Source organism: Collinsella sp. CLA-ER-H11 (assembly GCF_040092445.1).
In the GTDB taxonomy this organism is placed as follows: Bacteria; Actinomycetota; Coriobacteriia; order Coriobacteriales; family Coriobacteriaceae; genus Collinsella.
In genome coordinates this window covers 1-15689 of the sequence record NZ_JBBNLN010000010.1, presented here as the reverse complement: position 1 = coordinate 15689, position 15689 = coordinate 1, and the positions used below count along the sequence as shown (strand labels likewise).

The window sequence follows — 15689 nt, the reverse complement described above, 5'->3', positions numbered from 1 at the left end:
TAACCCGAAAGGAATGACATGGGCAACTTGAACAATGGCGCGCTCGAGCGCAACGACTCACGTCGCGTGGCACTGGTCACGGGCGGCTCGCGGGGTATCGGCCGCGCCTGCGCTATCGGTCTGGCGGAGGATGGCTACGATATCGCCGTCGTCTATGCCGGCAGCGTCGATGCGGCGCGCGAGACGTGCGACGCCTGCGAGGCGGCTGGCGCCACGGCGCGCTCATATCAATGCGACGTGGCCGACCCCGCTGCCGTCAACGCGTGCGTGGAAGCGGTCCTCAACGACTTTGGCTCCATTTGGGCGCTCGTCAACAACGCTGGCATCACCCGCGATGGCCTGCTCATGCGCATGGGCGATGACGCCTTCGATCGCGTGCTCGATGTCAATCTTAAAGGAACGTTTAACACGACGCGCGCGCTCACCAAGACCTTTATGCGCCAGCGCGGCGGCTGCGTCGTCAACATGAGCTCGGTCGTGGGCCTGATGGGCAATGCCGGGCAAGCCAACTACGCTGCCTCCAAGGCGGGCGTGATCGGCCTGACCAAGGCGGTGGCGCGCGAGCTTGCGCCCCGCGGCGTACGAGTGAACGCGGTTGCCCCCGGGTTTGTCGAGACGGATATGACGGCAAAGCTCTCGGAGAAGGTGCGTACGGTAACCGAGGAGCAGATTCCCCTTAAGCGTATGGCGCGCCCCGAGGAGGTGGCCGGCGTAGTGCGCTTTCTGGCGAGTGATGCGGCTGCCTACATTACGGGTGAGGTCGTGCGCGTCGACGGCGGAATGGCGATGTAGAAACCAGGGCCGAAGAACGGCTTGGATGAGGAGACCATGATGGAACAGAGAGTTGCAATCACCGGTATCGGTGCCGTGTCGCCGCTCGGCAACACCGCGCTTGCCACCTGGGCGGCAATGTGTGCTGGCACGTGCGGCATCGGCCCGATCACGCACTTCGATACCGATGCGTTTGCCGTCAAGGTGGCAGCCGAGGTCAAGGGCTTTGACGGCAACGAGTACTTTGGCAAGCGTGACGCCAAGCATCTCGACCCCTGCGTTCAGTTTGCGATGGCGGCTTCGGACGAAGCCATGCACGATGCGGGCTTTGATGTCGAAGGCGCCATCGATCGCGAGCGCCTGGGCGTCTACGTGGGCTCGGGCGTGGGCGGCATGACGACGCTCGTCGACAACGTCCATACGATTGCCGAACGTGGGCCCCGCCGCGCATCGCCCTATATGATCGCGATGATGATCCCCAACATGGCATCGGGCAATATCGCAATCCGCCACAAGGCAAAGGGCCCGACCCTGCCCGTGGTGACCGCGTGCGCAACCTCGGCCCATGCGGTGGGCGAGGCGTTCCGCGCCATAAAGCACGGCTATGCCGACGCGATCCTCGCGGGCGGCGCCGAGGCCGCAATTATCCCCGATGCCGTTGCGGGCTTTACGTCCTGCCGCGCATTGACCACCAACCCTGATCCCGCGACGGCTTGCCGCCCGTTCGATGCAGACCGCGATGGCTTTGTGATGGGCGAGGGCGCCTGCGTGCTCGTGCTCGAGAGCATGGAACATGCGCAGGCGCGCGGTGCGCACATTTATGCCGAGGTCGTGGGCTACGGCAACACCGATGATGCCTATCACATCACGAGCCCTGATCCCGAGGCTGCCGGTATTGCCCGCGCGATATCGCTGGCGGTGACCGAGGGCGACGTCAGGCCTTCCGAGGGCCTCTACATCAATGCCCACGGCACATCGACCAAGCTCAACGATTCGTCCGAGACGGCGGGCATTAAGCGTGCGCTCGGCGAGGACGCGGCGCGCGCCGCGCACGTCTCGTCGACTAAGTCGATGACCGGCCACATGATCGGTGCCACGGGCGCCATCGAGGTCATGGCCTGCGCCATGGCGCTCGAGCAGGGCGTGGTGCCGCCGACCATTAACTACCACACGCCCGATCCCGCCTGCGATCTTGACTACACGCCCAATCGCGCGGTTCGCGCTGACCTTACCTGGGCGCTTTCGACCAACCTGGGCTTTGGCGGACACAACGCCGCCATCGCGCTGCGTAGATATACGAGGAGCTAGAGCATGGATTCCAAAAGACTTGCCGAGATAGCCGATGTTATGGAGGACCGCGGCCTCACGCGCGTACGCGTTGAGGAGCCCGATGGCACCGCGGTCGAACTCGAGCGCGCGAGCGCCGCACAGCCGGTTGCCGTGCCCATGCCCATGCCGAGCGCTATGGCCGCTCCAGTTGCAGCTCCCACAGTCGCGCCTGCCGCACCGGAGCCCGCCGCGCAGACACCTGCCGCCGCACCGGAGCCCAAGGGCACCGAGGTGACCGCTCCCATGGTCGGCGTTTTCTATGCTGCCCCGGCGCCGGGCGACGAGCCGTTTGTGCACGTGGGCTCTAAGGTCAAGGCCGGCGAGACGCTCTGCATCATCGAGGCCATGAAGGTTCTCAACGAGGTAACGGCAGAGGCAGACGGCGAGGTGCTCGAGATCTGCGTGGCCGACGGCGACCTCGTGGAGTTTGGCAGCTGCCTCATGAGGATCGGATAGGTGATATCCATGAACAAAGAAGAGCTTAAGGAACTGTTGCCGCATCGCGAACCGATGCTTTTGCTCGACGAGGCCGAGCTGGTGGGCGACGAGGCCCACGGCAAGATCACGATTACGGGCGACGAGTACTTTTTGCAGGGGCATTTTCCGGGAAACCCGGTGGTCCCCGGCGTGATTCAGTGCGAGATGCTCGCCCAAAACTGTTGCGTGCTGCTGATGGGCGATGAGGAAGCGCGCGGCGCGACGCCGTTCTACACGAGTCTGGACAAGGTGCGCTTTAAGCGTCCGGTGCGCCCGGGCGACACGGTGGATCTGGTGTGCACCATCACGCGTGCGCGCGGGCCGTTCCGCTTTGCGACGGGTACTGCGAGCGTCAACGGTGAGGTTTGCTGCCGCGCCGATATGTCTTTTGCACTCATGCACGAAAGTTAAGGAAGGCTTCATGTTCGACAAAGTGCTCATCGCCAACCGCGGCGAAGTCGCGGTCCGTGTTATCCGCGCGTGCCGCGATATGGGCATCAAGACCGTCGCCGTTTATTCCACGGCCGATGCGGACGCGCTGCACGTGCAGCTTGCCGACGAGGCGTATTGCATCGGCGGTCCGCGTCTTGCCGAGAGCTACCTCAACGACGATGCTGTGCTCACCTGTGCCGTAAAGTCGGGAGCTAAGGCAATTCATCCCGGCTATGGCTTTTTCTCCGAGAAGGCGAGCTTCGTGCGCGACTGCGACAAGTATGGCCTGGCGTTTGTTGGTCCTTCGGCCAAGGTGATCGACAGCATGGGCGACAAGGACGCCGCACGTCGAACGGCTGCCGCGGCGGGCGTGCCCATCGTGCCGGGCTGCGATTTGCTCAAAAGTCCCGAGGAGGCAACGGCCGAGGCTGAGCGCATTGGCTGCCCCGTGCTTATTAAGGCGCGTGCGGGCGGCGGCGGTCGCGGTATTCGTAAGGTCGAGCGCGCGGAAGATGCGGCAAAGGCCTTTATTGAAGCACGCGCCGAGGGCGAGGCCGTTTTTGGCGACGGCGAGTGCTACATGGAGAAGTTCGTCGCGCCGGCGCATCACGTTGAGGTACAGATTATGGCCGATAAGCAGGGCCATGTGTTTTCGCTCGGCGAGCGCGAGTGCTCGGTGCAGCGGCGCAACCAAAAGCTAATCGAGGAGAGCCCCGCGCCGTGCCTCGACGGACACGACGACATTCGTGCTCGCATGCACAAGGCAGCGCGTGACCTGGCTCGTGCCGTCGGCTACGAAGGAGCCGGTACCATCGAGTTCCTGTATTCGGACGACGGTAATTTCTACTTTATGGAAATGAACACGCGCTTGCAGGTGGAACATCCGGTTACGGAGTTTGTGACCGATACCGACTTGGTCAAGTGGCAGCTGCGCGTGGCAGCCGGCCAGCCTCTGCCCTTTGAGCAGGAGGACATGCCGGTCCGCAACCACGCCATGGAGTGCCGCATCAATGCCGAAACGCCGGACTTTCTGCCGTCATGCGGAACGGTCACCGCGTTGCGTGTGCCGGGTGGTCCGCGCGTGCGCTGGGATTCCGCCATGTTTGCCGGTGCGAAAGTTCCGCCGTACTACGACTCCATGCTCGGCAAGCTCATCGTGTGTGCGCCCACGCGTGACGGCGCCATTCGCAAGATGCGCTCGGCCCTGGGCGAGCTCGTGATTGAGGGCGTGAGCGAAAACAGCGAGCTTCAGCTCGACGTGCTGGCAAACGACGAGTTCTTGTCGGGCATGTATCACACCGATCTGATGGGGCATCTCTATGCTGATGAATAGAAAAGCGAAGACGGTCAACGTCCTCGAGGGACCGATGACCGAGTCGTGCGCCGAGTTTCCCGCGCGCCACGTGTTTATCAAGTGCCCGGAGTGCCGCCGTGTGATCGATGAGGCGCGCCTGCACGACAACCTCGAGGTCTGCCCTCGTTGCGGCAAACACTTTCGCGTGAGCGGGCGCGACCGCATGCGCATGACGATTGACGAGGGCACGTTTGAGGAATGGGATGCCAGTCTGGCGCCGGAGGACTTCCTTTCGTTTCCCGGCTATGCCGACAAGCTCAAGAGCGTGAGCGAACGTTCGGGCGAGCGCGATGCCGTTGTGTGCGGCAAGGGCAAAATCTGCGGTTGCGATACGGCGCTCTTCTTTATGGACGCCAACTTTATGATGGGCTCGATGGGTTCCGTGGTGGGCGAGAAGATCTGCCGCACATTTGAGCGTGCGACCGAGCTGGGACTGCCGGTCGTTGGCTTTACCGTATCGGGTGGCGCCCGCATGCAGGAGGGCGTGACCTCGCTCATGCAGATGGCCAAAATCTCTGCGGCGGTTAGGCGCCATAGCGAGGCGGGCGGCCTGTATATCACGGTGCTCACTGACCCCACGACCGGAGGCGTAACCGCGAGCTTTGCCATGGAGGGCGATATTATCCTGGCCGAGCCCGATGCCCTGACGGCATTTGCCGGCCCGCGCGTGATCGAGCAGAACATGCACAAGCGCCTGCCCAAGGGATTCCAGCGCTCCGAGTTTTTGCTGGAGCACGGCTTTTGCGATGCCGTTGTACCGCGTGGCGAGGTTGCGCTCACGGTAGGCGAGCTGCTGGCGCTGCACGAAGGGCACGCGCCCGGCCTGGGGGCACCGCACGAGATTGTGCATACGGGCCGCCGCGGCAAAAAGCTGGGACATTTGTTCAAGCGCTCGGCCGCACCAAAAACCGCGCTCGAGATTGTCAAGCAGACCCGCTCGGCAGATCGCGCCACGGCAGGCGAGATGATCTCGCTGGGCCTGGATGGATTTGTGGAGCTGCACGGCGACCGCTACTTTGGCGACGACGCCGCTGTGGTGGCTGGCATTGGCTGGAAAGACGGGCGCCCCGTAACGGTCATCGCCATCGAGCGCGGCACCACGACCAAAGAGCGCATGCGTCGCAACTTTGGCATGGCACATCCCGAGGGCTACCGCAAAGCGCGTCGCCTTATGCGCCAGGCCGAAAAGTTTGGTCGACCGGTTCTGTGTCTGGTCGATACTTCGGGCGCGTTTTGCGGCATCGGTGCCGAGGAGCGCGGCCAGGGCGAGGCGATTGCCCAGAATCTCATGGAGATGAGCGGCCTCAAGACGCCGATTGTCTCGGTGGTGACAGGCGAGGGCGGCTCTGGTGGCGCGCTGGCGCTGTCCGTGGCCGACCGCATCCTGATGCTCTCGAGCTCGGCCTATTCGGTCGTGAGCCCCGAGGCCTGTGCGTCGATCCTGTGGAAGGATACCGAGCGCGCGAATGAGGCCGCCGAGGCGCTTAAGCTCACGGCCCCCGATCTGTTGGCGCTCGGCATCATCGACGGCATTGTTGACGATAGGGGCCTGTCGCATGAGGAGATCGCCGGTGCCGTCATGTCCTCGGCATTTGATGCCTTCGATACGCTTGGGCAGCTCGACGACGCGACCCTCACAAACCTCCGCTACGAAAAGTACCGCGCAATCGGTCAGTACCGCACGATGTGACAAAGGGACAGCCCGCATGTCATATTGGGAAAGGCGTTCCATGCTACAAGTTTCTAACACCTCGTTTACAACGACGGTTTCATCAAACGCCATGGCCGTGGTGGACTATCTGTCCAAAAGCATGATGTCGGCGCTGCCGTTTATTGTCTGCGCGGCGTTGTTCCGCACCGTTGCCGTCATTATGGGCGAAGGTATGCTGGGCCTGTGGTCTGCCGATTCCGAAATCTATCGCCTGTTCTACAGTTGGCTCTATAACGCCGGCTACTACTTTTTGCCCATTTATCTTGGTTGGGCGGCCGCCCGCCAGCTCGGTTGCTCGGAGCAGCTAGGCATGATGCTGGGCGGCGTATTGATTGCGCCCGATCTGCTTAAGCTCGTCGATGCCGCATCGACGACGGGGGCATCGATGACTTCCGTGTATGGTCTGCTTCCTGCGCCGGTCAACGATTACACGACGACTGTTATTCCGGTTCTCATTTCGATGCCCGTGCTATGGCGAGTGGAGTGTTTCTTTAAGCGCGTTATCCCTAAGGCCGTGGCGTTTTCGTTTGTTCCGTTTGCGACCATGCTCGTCATGGTTCCGGTTTCGCTGTGTATTACGGCACCGGCGGGCAGCTATCTGGGCATGCTGTTGGGCCAGCTTATGTTTATGCTTGGCAATTCCGGTGGCATCGTGTCGCTGCTCACGCTCATGGGGCTTGCCGCGGGCTGGGAGTTCCTAAAGATAGCGGGCGTCAGCAACGTCGTTCTATCGCTTGCGTACGCGCAGTTTATGAGTGTGGGAACGGATTCGTGCATCCTGATTGCCGCGACGATGGCGACGTTCGCCGTTTGGGGCATGCCTTTTGGCGCGTCGCTCCGCGTTGCGGATAAGGACGAGAAGGCGCTCATGCTGGGCTACTCAATCTCGGGTGTTCTTGGCGGCGTAAGCGAGCCGGCGCTGTACGGTTGCGGCTTTAAATATGGCAGGTGCCTGACGTGCATGGCCATTGGCGGCGCCGTCGGAGGCCTTGTTGCGGCCGTGGGCCACGTTACGGCCTATACCATCGGCATGACGAATGTCCTTATGGTCATTGGCTTTGCCACGGGCGGCATCTCGAACCTGCTGTGGTGCTGCGCTGCCGGCGGTGTGGCATTTGCGGTGTCTGCGGCGCTGAGCTACTGCTTTGGCGTGGTGCCGGCGAAGGGACAGACGACGGGGGACGGAGCCGATTCACCCGAAACCTCGAAGAGCGTGGCCGAAGTAAGCGCGTAAACCTGTGCGACACAAGGACGATTCCTTTGCCATATTCCAAGGCCGTGGCCCGTGTGGGTTGCGGCCTTTTTTGTATCTGGGGGACAAAGTGACTACACTACAATCCGTTTGAGCAATAGATATATAGGTAGTACCGTGGGGGCGGATGTAGATGGTCGAGTGGATTGTTAAGCGTGCGCAGGGCGACCGTGCGCGCGTGGGCACGTTGACGGGCGTGGTGTGTATTCTCGCCAATGTGGCACTATGCGCTGCGAAGGGCGTAATTGGCGTGCTGTCGGGATCGGTTTCGATTGTGGCGGATGCCATGAACAACCTGTCCGATGCAAGCTCGAATATCGTGAGCGTGCTGGGCTTTAAGCTGGCGAGCAAGCCGGCCGACCCCGAGCATCCTTACGGCCACGGTCGCTACGAGTATCTCTCGGGTTTGGTCGTGGCGGCGCTCGTGCTGCTTATTGGCATCGAACTGGTGAAGTCCTCGGTGGAGCGTATTGTCAACCCGGAGCCTGTCGAGTTCTCGCTTGCCCTGGTGGCAGTCCTGGCACTTTCGATGGTTGTAAAGCTGTGGATGGCGGCCCTCAACCAAAAGCTCGGCGATCGCATTGAGTCCGAGACGCTGCATGCGACCGCGCATGATTCCAAGAACGATGTCCTTGCCACAGGCGCCGTGTTGGCGTGCGCAATTGTTTCGCAGGTGACGCACATCAATCTTGACGCATGGGTCGGCCTTGCCGTTGGCGCCTATATTGGCTGGAGCGGTTTTGAGCTCATCCAGGATACGGTGAGCCCGCTTTTGGGCCAGTCGCCCGATCCTAAGCTGGTCAAGCACATTCGAGACAAGATCATGAGCTATCCCGGCGTTTTGGGCGTTCACGATTTGATGGTTCACGACTACGGCCCGGGCAGGAAGTTTGCAAGTGCGCATGCCGAGATGGCGGCCGAGGACAGCCCGTTGGAAAGTCACGACACGCTCGATAACATCGAGCAGTCGTTTAGGGACGAAGACGGCATGATCGTTACGCTTCACTACGATCCCATCGTGACCGATGACCCCAAGCTGGCGAGCATGCGCTTGCGCATTCACGCCATGGCCCAGGAGATCGATAGCCGCCTCTCGATTCATGACCTGCGCTGCGTGCCGGGTCCTACGCACACCAACGTGATCTTTGACTGCGTGCGTCCCTCGGATCTGCAGATGAGTGCCGAAGACGTAAAGCACGCGCTGACACAACGGGTCGAATCGGAATATCCCAAGTCGATTGCCAAGATTACGATCGACGAAGACTACGTAGGGCATACCCACGAGTAAGGCTATGCCGGCAAAGCAGGTTATGCAGAAGGGGAGAGCATGAAGAAGCTGTATCTACTCCGCCACGGTCAGACGGAGTTCAACGTCAAAAAGCTGGTCCAGGGCCGCTGCGATTCACCGCTCACCGACTTAGGCCGTCAGCAAGCCGGGATGGCAGCCGCATGGCTCAAAGCCCACGGCGTCGTCCCCGACAAAGTGGTCTCATCACCCTTAGGCCGAGCCATGGACACGGCAAGTCTCGTCGCATGCGAGCTCCTCGGCCCGGACGCAGCAGCCGAGCCCTGCGAAGGCATTATCGAGCGCTGCTACGGCTCCTTCGAAGAAGGCCCGCACGGCGCGCTGCCCACCGACGTCTGGGATCCGGGCGAGGACCTGGTCCCCTTCGGAGGAGAAGGAAGCCAGGCGCTGCAAGAACGTATGGTGGATGCGCTTACCAATATCATGGGCTCCGAGGGCATCGAAACCCTTCTAGCAGTAAGCCACGGCAGCGCCAGCCGCCAATTTATCAAGGCCGCAGCCCCAGAGGGCTTCGAGCTCCCAACAAAACTCCCCAACTGCGCCATCATGATCTTCGATTTCGATGAGGCAAAGTCACAAGTAGAAGGCGAGCCAATGCAATGCAAGTTCACCCTCCAGCAAATAGTGGACCCCCAACAAAGTAATTAGCTGAGCGAGCAGAGTTAAGCAGACATCAACGTGTCGTCTCCCGAGCTTGGCAGAGGGGCGGCGAAATATATTAAGTTTGTCGCGAGTTCCGCACGCAAAGGAAAGCACTTAATGTGCTTTCCGTCTTGCGCAGGACTGTAGAGCAGCAAACTTAATATATTTCGCCGCCCCTCTGCCAAGCCCAGGCGACTCCACGCACTTTACCTGCGTAAACAATGTGAGTGAAATATGAATCTCGATGGATACGCCCGCAGCCGTGTATACTAAACAGCTGTGTGTAACCAGGGGAGTATTCTGGCTGGACAAAATGCCTGCTTAATAGGGTTGTCAGGTAGTCCGGGCGAAATACAAGGCTGGGGAGCGCGTCGTGTAAGTAGTGGTCCTCTAGGGGCGTACGCTCGGTGGTGTACGCATTGTCCCAAGACCACGCGAGAGTTGGGATCATATCTTGATCAGCATGATTCTCGGCCGCAAGATTGGCATGACCCAGGTTTGGGACGAGGACGATAACGTCGTTCCCGTCACGGTCATCCAGGCTGGCCCCTGCGCTGTCTCGCAGGTTAAAACTCAGGCAACCGACGGCTATGACGCCGTCCAGATCGGTTTCGGCGACATCAAGGCCAAGAACGTGAACAAGCCCATGGCTGGTCACTTCGCTAAGGCTGGCGTCGAGCCTGTCCGCTTCCTTCGTGAGGTCCGCGTCGAGAACGGCGAGGAGCACAAGGTCGGCGAGGTCGTTACCGTCGCTGATTTCGCTGATGTCGAGAAGGTCGACGTCATCGGTACCTCCAAGGGTAAGGGCTTCCAGGGTCGCATCAAGCGCTGGGGTCAGCGCCGCGGTCCTATGACGCATGGTTCTCACTTCCAGCGTCACCCCGGTTCTATCGGTCAGTGCGCCTATCCTGCGCGCGTCCTCAAGGGCGTCAAGATGGCCGGTCACATGGGTAACGAGCGCGTTACCGTCAAGAACCTTTCCGTTGTCCGCATCGATGCCGAGCAGAACCTCATCTTGGTCAAGGGCGCTGTCCCGGGTGCCAAGAATGGTCTCGTCGCCATCCGTATGGCCTAAGGGCCCAGCCCATTTAGCCCAGCGTCATACCAAGGAGAACACTTAAATGGCAAAGTTTGAAGTAAAGAACAGCGAGGGCAAGAAGGTCGCCGAGGCCGAGCTCGCCGCTGAGGTGTACGGCATCGAGCCGAACATCCACGTTATGCACCACATCGTCAAGTGCCAGATGGCCTCTTGGCGTCAGGGCACCCAGTCTGCTAAGGGTCGCTCTGAGGTTTCCGGTGGCGGCAAGAAGCCTTGGCGTCAGAAGGGCACCGGCCGTGCCCGCCAGGGTTCCATCCGTGCTGCCCAGTGGCGTCACGGTGGCGTTGTCTTCGCCCCCAAGCCCCGTTCCTACGCTAAGCGTATGAACAACAAGGAGGTCAAGCTGGCTATGCGCTCCGCGCTGTCCGCCAAGCTGGCCGATGGCGAGCTCGTGCTCGTCGACGACTACGGCTTCGAGAAGCCTTCCACCAAGGCTGCTGTCGCCATGCTCAAGGCTCTCGGCCTTGAGGGCAAGCGTCTGACCATCATCGTTCGCGATGAGGACGTCAACGCCTACCTGTCGTTCCGCAACATTCCCAAGACGTTCATCATCACCGCTGATGAGGCCAACACCTACGATCTCGTCAACAACAACGCTGTGCTGATGCCCGCCGACATCGCCGCTCACTTCGGGGAGGTGCTTGCATAAATGACCGCCCACGAGATCATCATCCGTCCGATCGTGTCCGAGCGTTCCTTCTCCGGCATGGAGCTGAACAAGTACACGTTCGAGGTCGCCAAGGATGCTAACAAGTATCAGATCAAGGACGCTGTCGAGGAGATCTTCGGCGTCAAGGTCGTTCGCGTGAACACCCTGACGGTCAAGCCCAAGACCAAGCGCGTGCGCTATGTCGCCGGCAAGACCCGTTCTTGGAAGAAGGCCATCGTCACGCTGGCCGAGGGCGACACCATCGAGGTCTTTGGCAACCAGGCCTAAGACTCGCTGCTGTTGAGTGAGCTCATGCCTCCCAAATAGGGGAGGCGGGGGCTCAAGGTTTTGGGCGTATAAAATGGACACGCCCGGAACCGTGTATACGTCCGGTGTCATCGCACCCGAGGCAGAACCTCGAATCCCTGTCTGCGATGGCTAACGGATTCCTATTGAAAGGGATTGTAATGGCTGTAAAGCACCTTAAGCCGACCTCCGCTGGTAGGCGTTGGCAGACGATCTCCGACTTCTCCGAGATCACCTGCACCAAGCCCGAGAAGTCTCTTCTCGAGCCCCTGCCCAAGAAGGCCGGTCGTAACAACAACGGCCGCATCACCACCCGCCACCAGGGCGGCGGCGTGAAGCGTCGTTACCGCGTGATCGACTTCAAGCGCAACAAGGACGGCGTGCCCGCCAAGGTTGCCACGATCGAGTACGATCCGAACCGTTCCGCTCGCATCGCTCTGCTGCACTACGCTGACGGTGAGAAGCGCTACATCCTGGCCCCCAAGGGCCTCGAGGTCGGTCAGACCATCATGTCCGGCTCTGACGCCGACATCAAGCCGGGCAACGCTCTGCCCCTCGCCGACATCCCCGTCGGTACGCTCATCCACGCCGTCGAGTTCCAGCCGGGCAAGGGCGCTGCTATCGCCCGTTCCGCCGGTAACTCCTGCCAGCTGATGGGTAAGGAGGGCAAGTACGCTATCGTCCGTATGCCTTCCTCCGAGATGCGCCGCATCCTCGTTACCTGCCGCGCCACCGTCGGTGAGGTCGGCAACGCCGATCACTCCAACATCGTCATCGGCAAGGCCGGCCGTAAGCGTCACATGAACGTGCGCCCGACCGTCCGCGGTACCGTCATGAACCCTGTCGACCACCCGCACGGCGGTGGCGAGGGCAAGAACCACACCTCTGGTCGTCCCTCTGTTACCCCCTGGGGTAAGCCGACGAAGGGCCTTCGTACGCGCAAGAAGAAGAAGGTCTCGAACCAGCACATCATTCGTCGCCGTAAGAAGTAATTTCGGATACCGAGTTTTAGGAGAAAGCACTTATGAGCAGAAGTCTCAAAAAGGGCCCGTTCGTGGAGACTCGCCTTCTCTCGCGTATCACCGCGATGAACGAGGCTGGCAAGAAGGACGTCGTGAAGACCTGGTCCCGCGCGTCCACCATCTTCCCCGAGATGGTTGGTCACACCATCGCCGTCCACGACGGCCGCAAGCATGTGCCCGTGTATGTTACCGAGTCCATGGTTGGTCACAAGCTCGGCGAGTTCGCGCCGACTCGTACGTTCCGTGGCCACAAGGCCAAATAGGGGGTTAACCGTAAATGGCAACTAAGTCTATTGAAACTGAGGCCACCGAGGTTCGCGCTGTCGCTAAGTACGTGCGTGTTTCCCCCAGCAAGGCCCGCCTGGTGGTCGATCTGATCCGCCGCAAGCCTGTCGCTCAGGCCTTCGACATCCTCCACTTCTGCGACCGCGCCGTCGCCGTGGATGTCGAGAAGGTTCTCCGTTCCGCCGTTGCGAACGCCGAGAACAACAACGGTCTGCGTGCCGACAACCTGGTTGTCGCCGCTGCCTATGTTGACGAGGGTCCGACGCTTAAGCGCATCCGTCCCCGCGCCAAGGGTTCCGCTTCTCGCATTCTGAAGCGTACTTCCCACATCACCGTCGTCGTTGCTCCTCGAAAGGAGGCGTAAAGCTGTATGGGTCAGAAAGTCTACCCCACCGGCTTCCGTCTTGGCATCACCGAGAACTGGCGCTCCCGCTGGTTCGCAGAGAAGGATTACGCTAAGACCCTCGGTAACGATCTCGAGATCCGCAAGTACCTCGAGAAGCGTCTTTCCCGCGCAGCTGTCTCCCGCGTCGAGATCGAGCGCGCTGGCGACAAGGTGAAGGTCATCATCCTCACCGCTCGCCCCGGCGTTGTCATCGGTAAGAAGGGTGCCGAGATCGATACTCTCCGCACCGAGCTCGAGAAGGTCGCTGGCGTCTCCAAGGGCCAGCTCTCCGTCGACGTTGTCGAGATCAAGCGCCCCGAGCTCGACGCCAACCTCGTTGCTCAGTCTATCGCCGAGCAGCTCGAGGGCCGCGTTGCCTTCCGTCGCGCTATGCGCAAGGCTGTCCAGTCCGCCCGCAAGGCCGGCGCTAAGGGCATCCGTATCCAGTGCTCCGGTCGTCTCGGCGGTGCCGAGATGGGCCGTCGTGAGTGGTACCGCGAGGGTCGCGTGCCTCTGCACACCCTCCGTGCCAAGATCGACTACGGCACGGCTGTCGCCAGCACCACCATGGGCGCTTGCGGCGTGAAGGTCTGGATTTACCTGGGCGAGAAGCTCCCGGGCCAGCCTGTTCCCAACCCTGCACTCGAGGGCTCTTCCCGTCCTCGTCGTCGTAACTCCGAGAGGAGGGGTCAGTAGTGCTTGCCCCTAAGCGTATTCTTCACCGCAAGGTGCAGCGTGGCTCCATGAAGGGCCAGGCCAAGGGTAATACCGAGCTGCATTTCGGCGAGTTTGGTATCCAGGCTCTCGAGGCCCATTGGATCACCAACCGTCAGATCGAGGCCGCTCGTATTGCCATGACCCGCTACATGAAGCGTGGCGGTCGTGTCTACATCACGATCTTCCCCGATAAGCCCATCACCAAGAAGCCTGCCGAGACTCGCATGGGTTCTGGTAAGGGTAACCCCGAGGAGTGGGTGGCCGTCGTCAAGCCCGGCCGCATCATGTTCGAGGTCAAGGGTGTTCCCGAGGAGGTCGCTCGCGAGGCTCTGCGTCTTGCGCAGCACAAGCTCCCCATCAAGACCAAGATTGTTGCTGCCAAGAACGCTGAGCAGCGCATCGAGAAGGAGATGGCTGAGGAGGCCGCTCTCGAGGCCAAGTGGGCTGCTGAGGACGCCGCCGCCGCCAAGGAGGAGAACTAATGAAGCCCGCAGAGATTCGTGAGCTCTCGGACGCTCAGCTCGTTGAGAAGCTGAAGGAAATGCGCGCCGAGCTCTTTAACCTTCGTTTCCAGATGGCCACCAGCCAGCTGGACAACACCGCTCGCGTCAACACCGTGAAGAAGGACATCGCTCGCGTCCTCACGGAGCAGCGCGCCCGCGAGATCGCAGCGGAGAAGTCCGCTGTCGCCGAGTAGGACCTAAGGAGAGAACATGACTGATTCGCGTAACTCGCGTAAGGTCCGTACGGGTGTCGTTACCTCCGTCTCCGGTGCCAAGACCATTGTTGTCACCATCACCGAGCGCAAGCGTCACCCCAAGTACGGCAAGATGATGACCAGCTCCAAGAAGCTGCACGCTCACGACGAGGAGTGCACGGCTGGCGTGGGCGATACCGTCCGCGTTATGGAGACCCGTCCTATGTCCAAGATGAAGCGTTGGCGCCTCATCGAGGTCGTCGAGCGCGCTAAATAAGCAGTCGCTCTTACGACTTGTACGTTTCCGAAGATGTGCGTATGCCTGGCTTGCATACCACGGGCCGTATAAAGGCTGCGCACCTCTCTTCGGTTCTTAGTTCGGAGGAACATCTACCATGATTCAGATGCAAACCATGCTGAACGTCGCCGACAACTCCGGCGCTCGCAAGATTCGCTGCATCAAGGTGCTTGGCGGTTCCAAGCGTCGTTATGCAGGCATCGGCGATGTGTTCATCGGTGCTGTCCAGGAGGCTACCCCTGGCGCCAACGTCAAGAAGAAGGACGTTGTCCGTTGCGTCGTCGTTCGCACCGTTAAGGAGATCCGCCGCAAGGATGGCTCCTACATTCGCTTTGATGAGAACGCCTGCGTTGTCATCAACAACGATGGTTCGCCCGTCGGCACCCGTATCTTCGGGCCCGTCGCTCGCGAGCTTCGTGACAAGAAGTATATGAAGATCGTCTCGCTCGCTCCCGAGACCCTGTAGTTAGGGGAGATATATGTATATCAAGAAGGGCGATAAGGTCCAGATTCTCTCTGGTAAGGATCGCGGCAAGCAGGGCGTTGTCCTGCGTGCTCTCCCCGCCGAGAACAAGGTCGTTGTCGAGGGCGTTTCGGTCGTCAAGAAGGCCGTCAAGCCCAACGCTGCCAACCAGCAGGGCGGCATCGTTTCGCAGGAGGCTCCCATCGACGCCTCCAACGTCAATCTCGTTTGCCCCGAGTGCGGTAAGGTTACCCGCGTCGGTCACGAGAAGGACGGCAAGAACAAGCTGCGCGTCTGCAAGAAGTGCGGCCACAAGTTCTAAGCTGCCCGCAACATCAAGTTGCTAGCAAAGGCCCGGATGCCCCAAGTGAACTGCCTCCCATTTCTTGGACATGAGAAATGGGAGGCTTTCTTTATGCGCGTTGATTTGAGGGTGAAGCATGATGCCGAGGCCAGGAAGGCGGCCATAGGGCTCTTCGAGCTCGGGCACGGGT

The 15689-nt window shown here is 60.8% G+C and carries 20 protein-coding genes and 1 pseudogene; all 21 read left to right on the top strand.

Annotation, left to right across the window (positions count from 1 at the left end):
* The first annotated feature begins 18 nt into the window (after window positions 1–18).
* The 21 genes and pseudogenes from fabG to rplX all read left to right on the top strand — a co-directional run bounded on the left by fabG (window position 19) and on the right by rplX (window position 15517).
* The gene (fabG, locus tag AAAX35_RS07695) at window positions 19–792 is read left to right on the top strand and encodes a 3-oxoacyl-[acyl-carrier-protein] reductase (RefSeq protein WP_138374774.1); all 774 of its coding nucleotides are present in this window, start codon (window positions 19–21) and stop codon (window positions 790–792) included.
* A gap of 39 nt (window positions 793–831) precedes the next feature.
* Window positions 832–2079: a beta-ketoacyl-ACP synthase II gene (gene fabF / locus AAAX35_RS07690; RefSeq protein WP_195239348.1), complete on the top strand. Its 1248-nt coding sequence runs from the start codon at window positions 832–834 to the stop codon at window positions 2077–2079.
* 3 nt (window positions 2080–2082) lie between these two features.
* On the top strand, window positions 2083–2556 hold the full coding sequence (gene accB, locus AAAX35_RS07685; protein ID WP_022094191.1) for an acetyl-CoA carboxylase biotin carboxyl carrier protein: 474 nt from the start codon (window positions 2083–2085) through the stop codon (window positions 2554–2556).
* 9 nt (window positions 2557–2565) lie between these two features.
* Window positions 2566–2988 (top strand): 3-hydroxyacyl-ACP dehydratase FabZ, encoded by a 423-nt coding sequence (gene fabZ, locus AAAX35_RS07680; protein ID WP_117563763.1) that lies wholly within the window; start codon window positions 2566–2568, stop codon window positions 2986–2988.
* A 10-nt stretch (window positions 2989–2998) separates the two neighbouring features.
* Window positions 2999–4342, top strand: a complete 1344-nt coding sequence (locus tag AAAX35_RS07675; RefSeq protein ID WP_271761067.1) for an acetyl-CoA carboxylase biotin carboxylase subunit — start codon at window positions 2999–3001, stop codon at window positions 4340–4342.
* Window positions 4329–6053, top strand: coding sequence for an acetyl-CoA carboxylase, carboxyltransferase subunit beta (gene accD, locus AAAX35_RS07670; RefSeq protein ID WP_349117246.1), 1725 nt, complete (start codon window positions 4329–4331; stop codon window positions 6051–6053). Before AAAX35_RS07675 ends, accD begins: the two co-directional genes overlap by 14 nt.
* A 40-nt stretch (window positions 6054–6093) precedes the next feature.
* Complete coding sequence (locus AAAX35_RS07665) at window positions 6094–7308, top strand: hypothetical protein (RefSeq protein WP_349117245.1); 1215 nt, start codon at window positions 6094–6096, stop codon at window positions 7306–7308.
* A gap of 151 nt (window positions 7309–7459) precedes the next feature.
* Window positions 7460–8614, top strand: coding sequence for a cation diffusion facilitator family transporter (locus AAAX35_RS07660; RefSeq protein ID WP_349117244.1), 1155 nt, complete (start codon window positions 7460–7462; stop codon window positions 8612–8614).
* A gap of 39 nt (window positions 8615–8653) precedes the next feature.
* Window positions 8654–9280 carry a histidine phosphatase family protein gene (locus tag AAAX35_RS07655; protein ID WP_349117243.1) on the top strand — a complete coding sequence of 209 codons (627 nt, stop codon included), beginning with the start codon at window positions 8654–8656 and terminating at the stop codon, window positions 9278–9280.
* Window positions 9281–9728: 448 nt separating this feature from the next.
* Entirely contained in the window at window positions 9729–10349 is a 621-nt protein-coding gene (gene rplC / locus AAAX35_RS07650; RefSeq protein WP_035137484.1) for a 50S ribosomal protein L3, read from the top strand.
* Between the two features lie 46 nt (window positions 10350–10395).
* Window positions 10396–11022 carry a 50S ribosomal protein L4 gene (gene rplD / locus AAAX35_RS07645; RefSeq protein WP_006235032.1) on the top strand — a complete coding sequence of 209 codons (627 nt, stop codon included), beginning with the start codon at window positions 10396–10398 and terminating at the stop codon, window positions 11020–11022.
* Window positions 11023–11310 carry a 50S ribosomal protein L23 gene (gene rplW / locus AAAX35_RS07640; protein ID WP_022094197.1) on the top strand — a complete coding sequence of 96 codons (288 nt, stop codon included), beginning with the start codon at window positions 11023–11025 and terminating at the stop codon, window positions 11308–11310.
* A gap of 179 nt (window positions 11311–11489) precedes the next feature.
* The gene (gene rplB / locus AAAX35_RS07635) at window positions 11490–12320 is read left to right on the top strand and encodes a 50S ribosomal protein L2 (RefSeq protein ID WP_022094198.1); all 831 of its coding nucleotides are present in this window, start codon (window positions 11490–11492) and stop codon (window positions 12318–12320) included.
* A gap of 32 nt (window positions 12321–12352) precedes the next feature.
* Complete coding sequence (gene rpsS, locus AAAX35_RS07630) at window positions 12353–12613, top strand: 30S ribosomal protein S19 (RefSeq protein WP_006235035.1); 261 nt, start codon at window positions 12353–12355, stop codon at window positions 12611–12613.
* A gap of 14 nt (window positions 12614–12627) precedes the next feature.
* Window positions 12628–12999, top strand: coding sequence for a 50S ribosomal protein L22 (gene rplV, locus AAAX35_RS07625; RefSeq protein WP_006235036.1), 372 nt, complete (start codon window positions 12628–12630; stop codon window positions 12997–12999).
* Window positions 13000–13005: 6 nt separating this feature from the next.
* The gene (gene rpsC / locus AAAX35_RS07620; RefSeq protein ID WP_006235037.1) at window positions 13006–13716 is read left to right on the top strand and encodes a 30S ribosomal protein S3; all 711 of its coding nucleotides are present in this window, start codon (window positions 13006–13008) and stop codon (window positions 13714–13716) included.
* Window positions 13716–14111 (top strand): annotated as a pseudogene (gene rplP / locus AAAX35_RS07615) (50S ribosomal protein L16); the annotation flags it as partial. The gene rpsC and the pseudogene rplP, both read left to right, overlap by 1 nt.
* Before the next feature lie 107 nt (window positions 14112–14218).
* The gene (gene rpmC, locus AAAX35_RS07610) at window positions 14219–14434 is read left to right on the top strand and encodes a 50S ribosomal protein L29 (protein WP_006235039.1); all 216 of its coding nucleotides are present in this window, start codon (window positions 14219–14221) and stop codon (window positions 14432–14434) included.
* 16 nt (window positions 14435–14450) lie between these two features.
* Window positions 14451–14711, top strand: a complete 261-nt coding sequence (rpsQ, locus tag AAAX35_RS07605) for a 30S ribosomal protein S17 (protein ID WP_006235040.1) — start codon at window positions 14451–14453, stop codon at window positions 14709–14711.
* 118 nt (window positions 14712–14829) lie between these two features.
* The gene (gene rplN / locus AAAX35_RS07600; RefSeq protein ID WP_006235041.1) at window positions 14830–15198 is read left to right on the top strand and encodes a 50S ribosomal protein L14; all 369 of its coding nucleotides are present in this window, start codon (window positions 14830–14832) and stop codon (window positions 15196–15198) included.
* A 13-nt stretch (window positions 15199–15211) separates the two neighbouring features.
* The gene (gene rplX / locus AAAX35_RS07595) at window positions 15212–15517 is read left to right on the top strand and encodes a 50S ribosomal protein L24 (RefSeq protein WP_349117242.1); all 306 of its coding nucleotides are present in this window, start codon (window positions 15212–15214) and stop codon (window positions 15515–15517) included.
* Window positions 15518–15689: the final 172 nt, after the last annotated feature.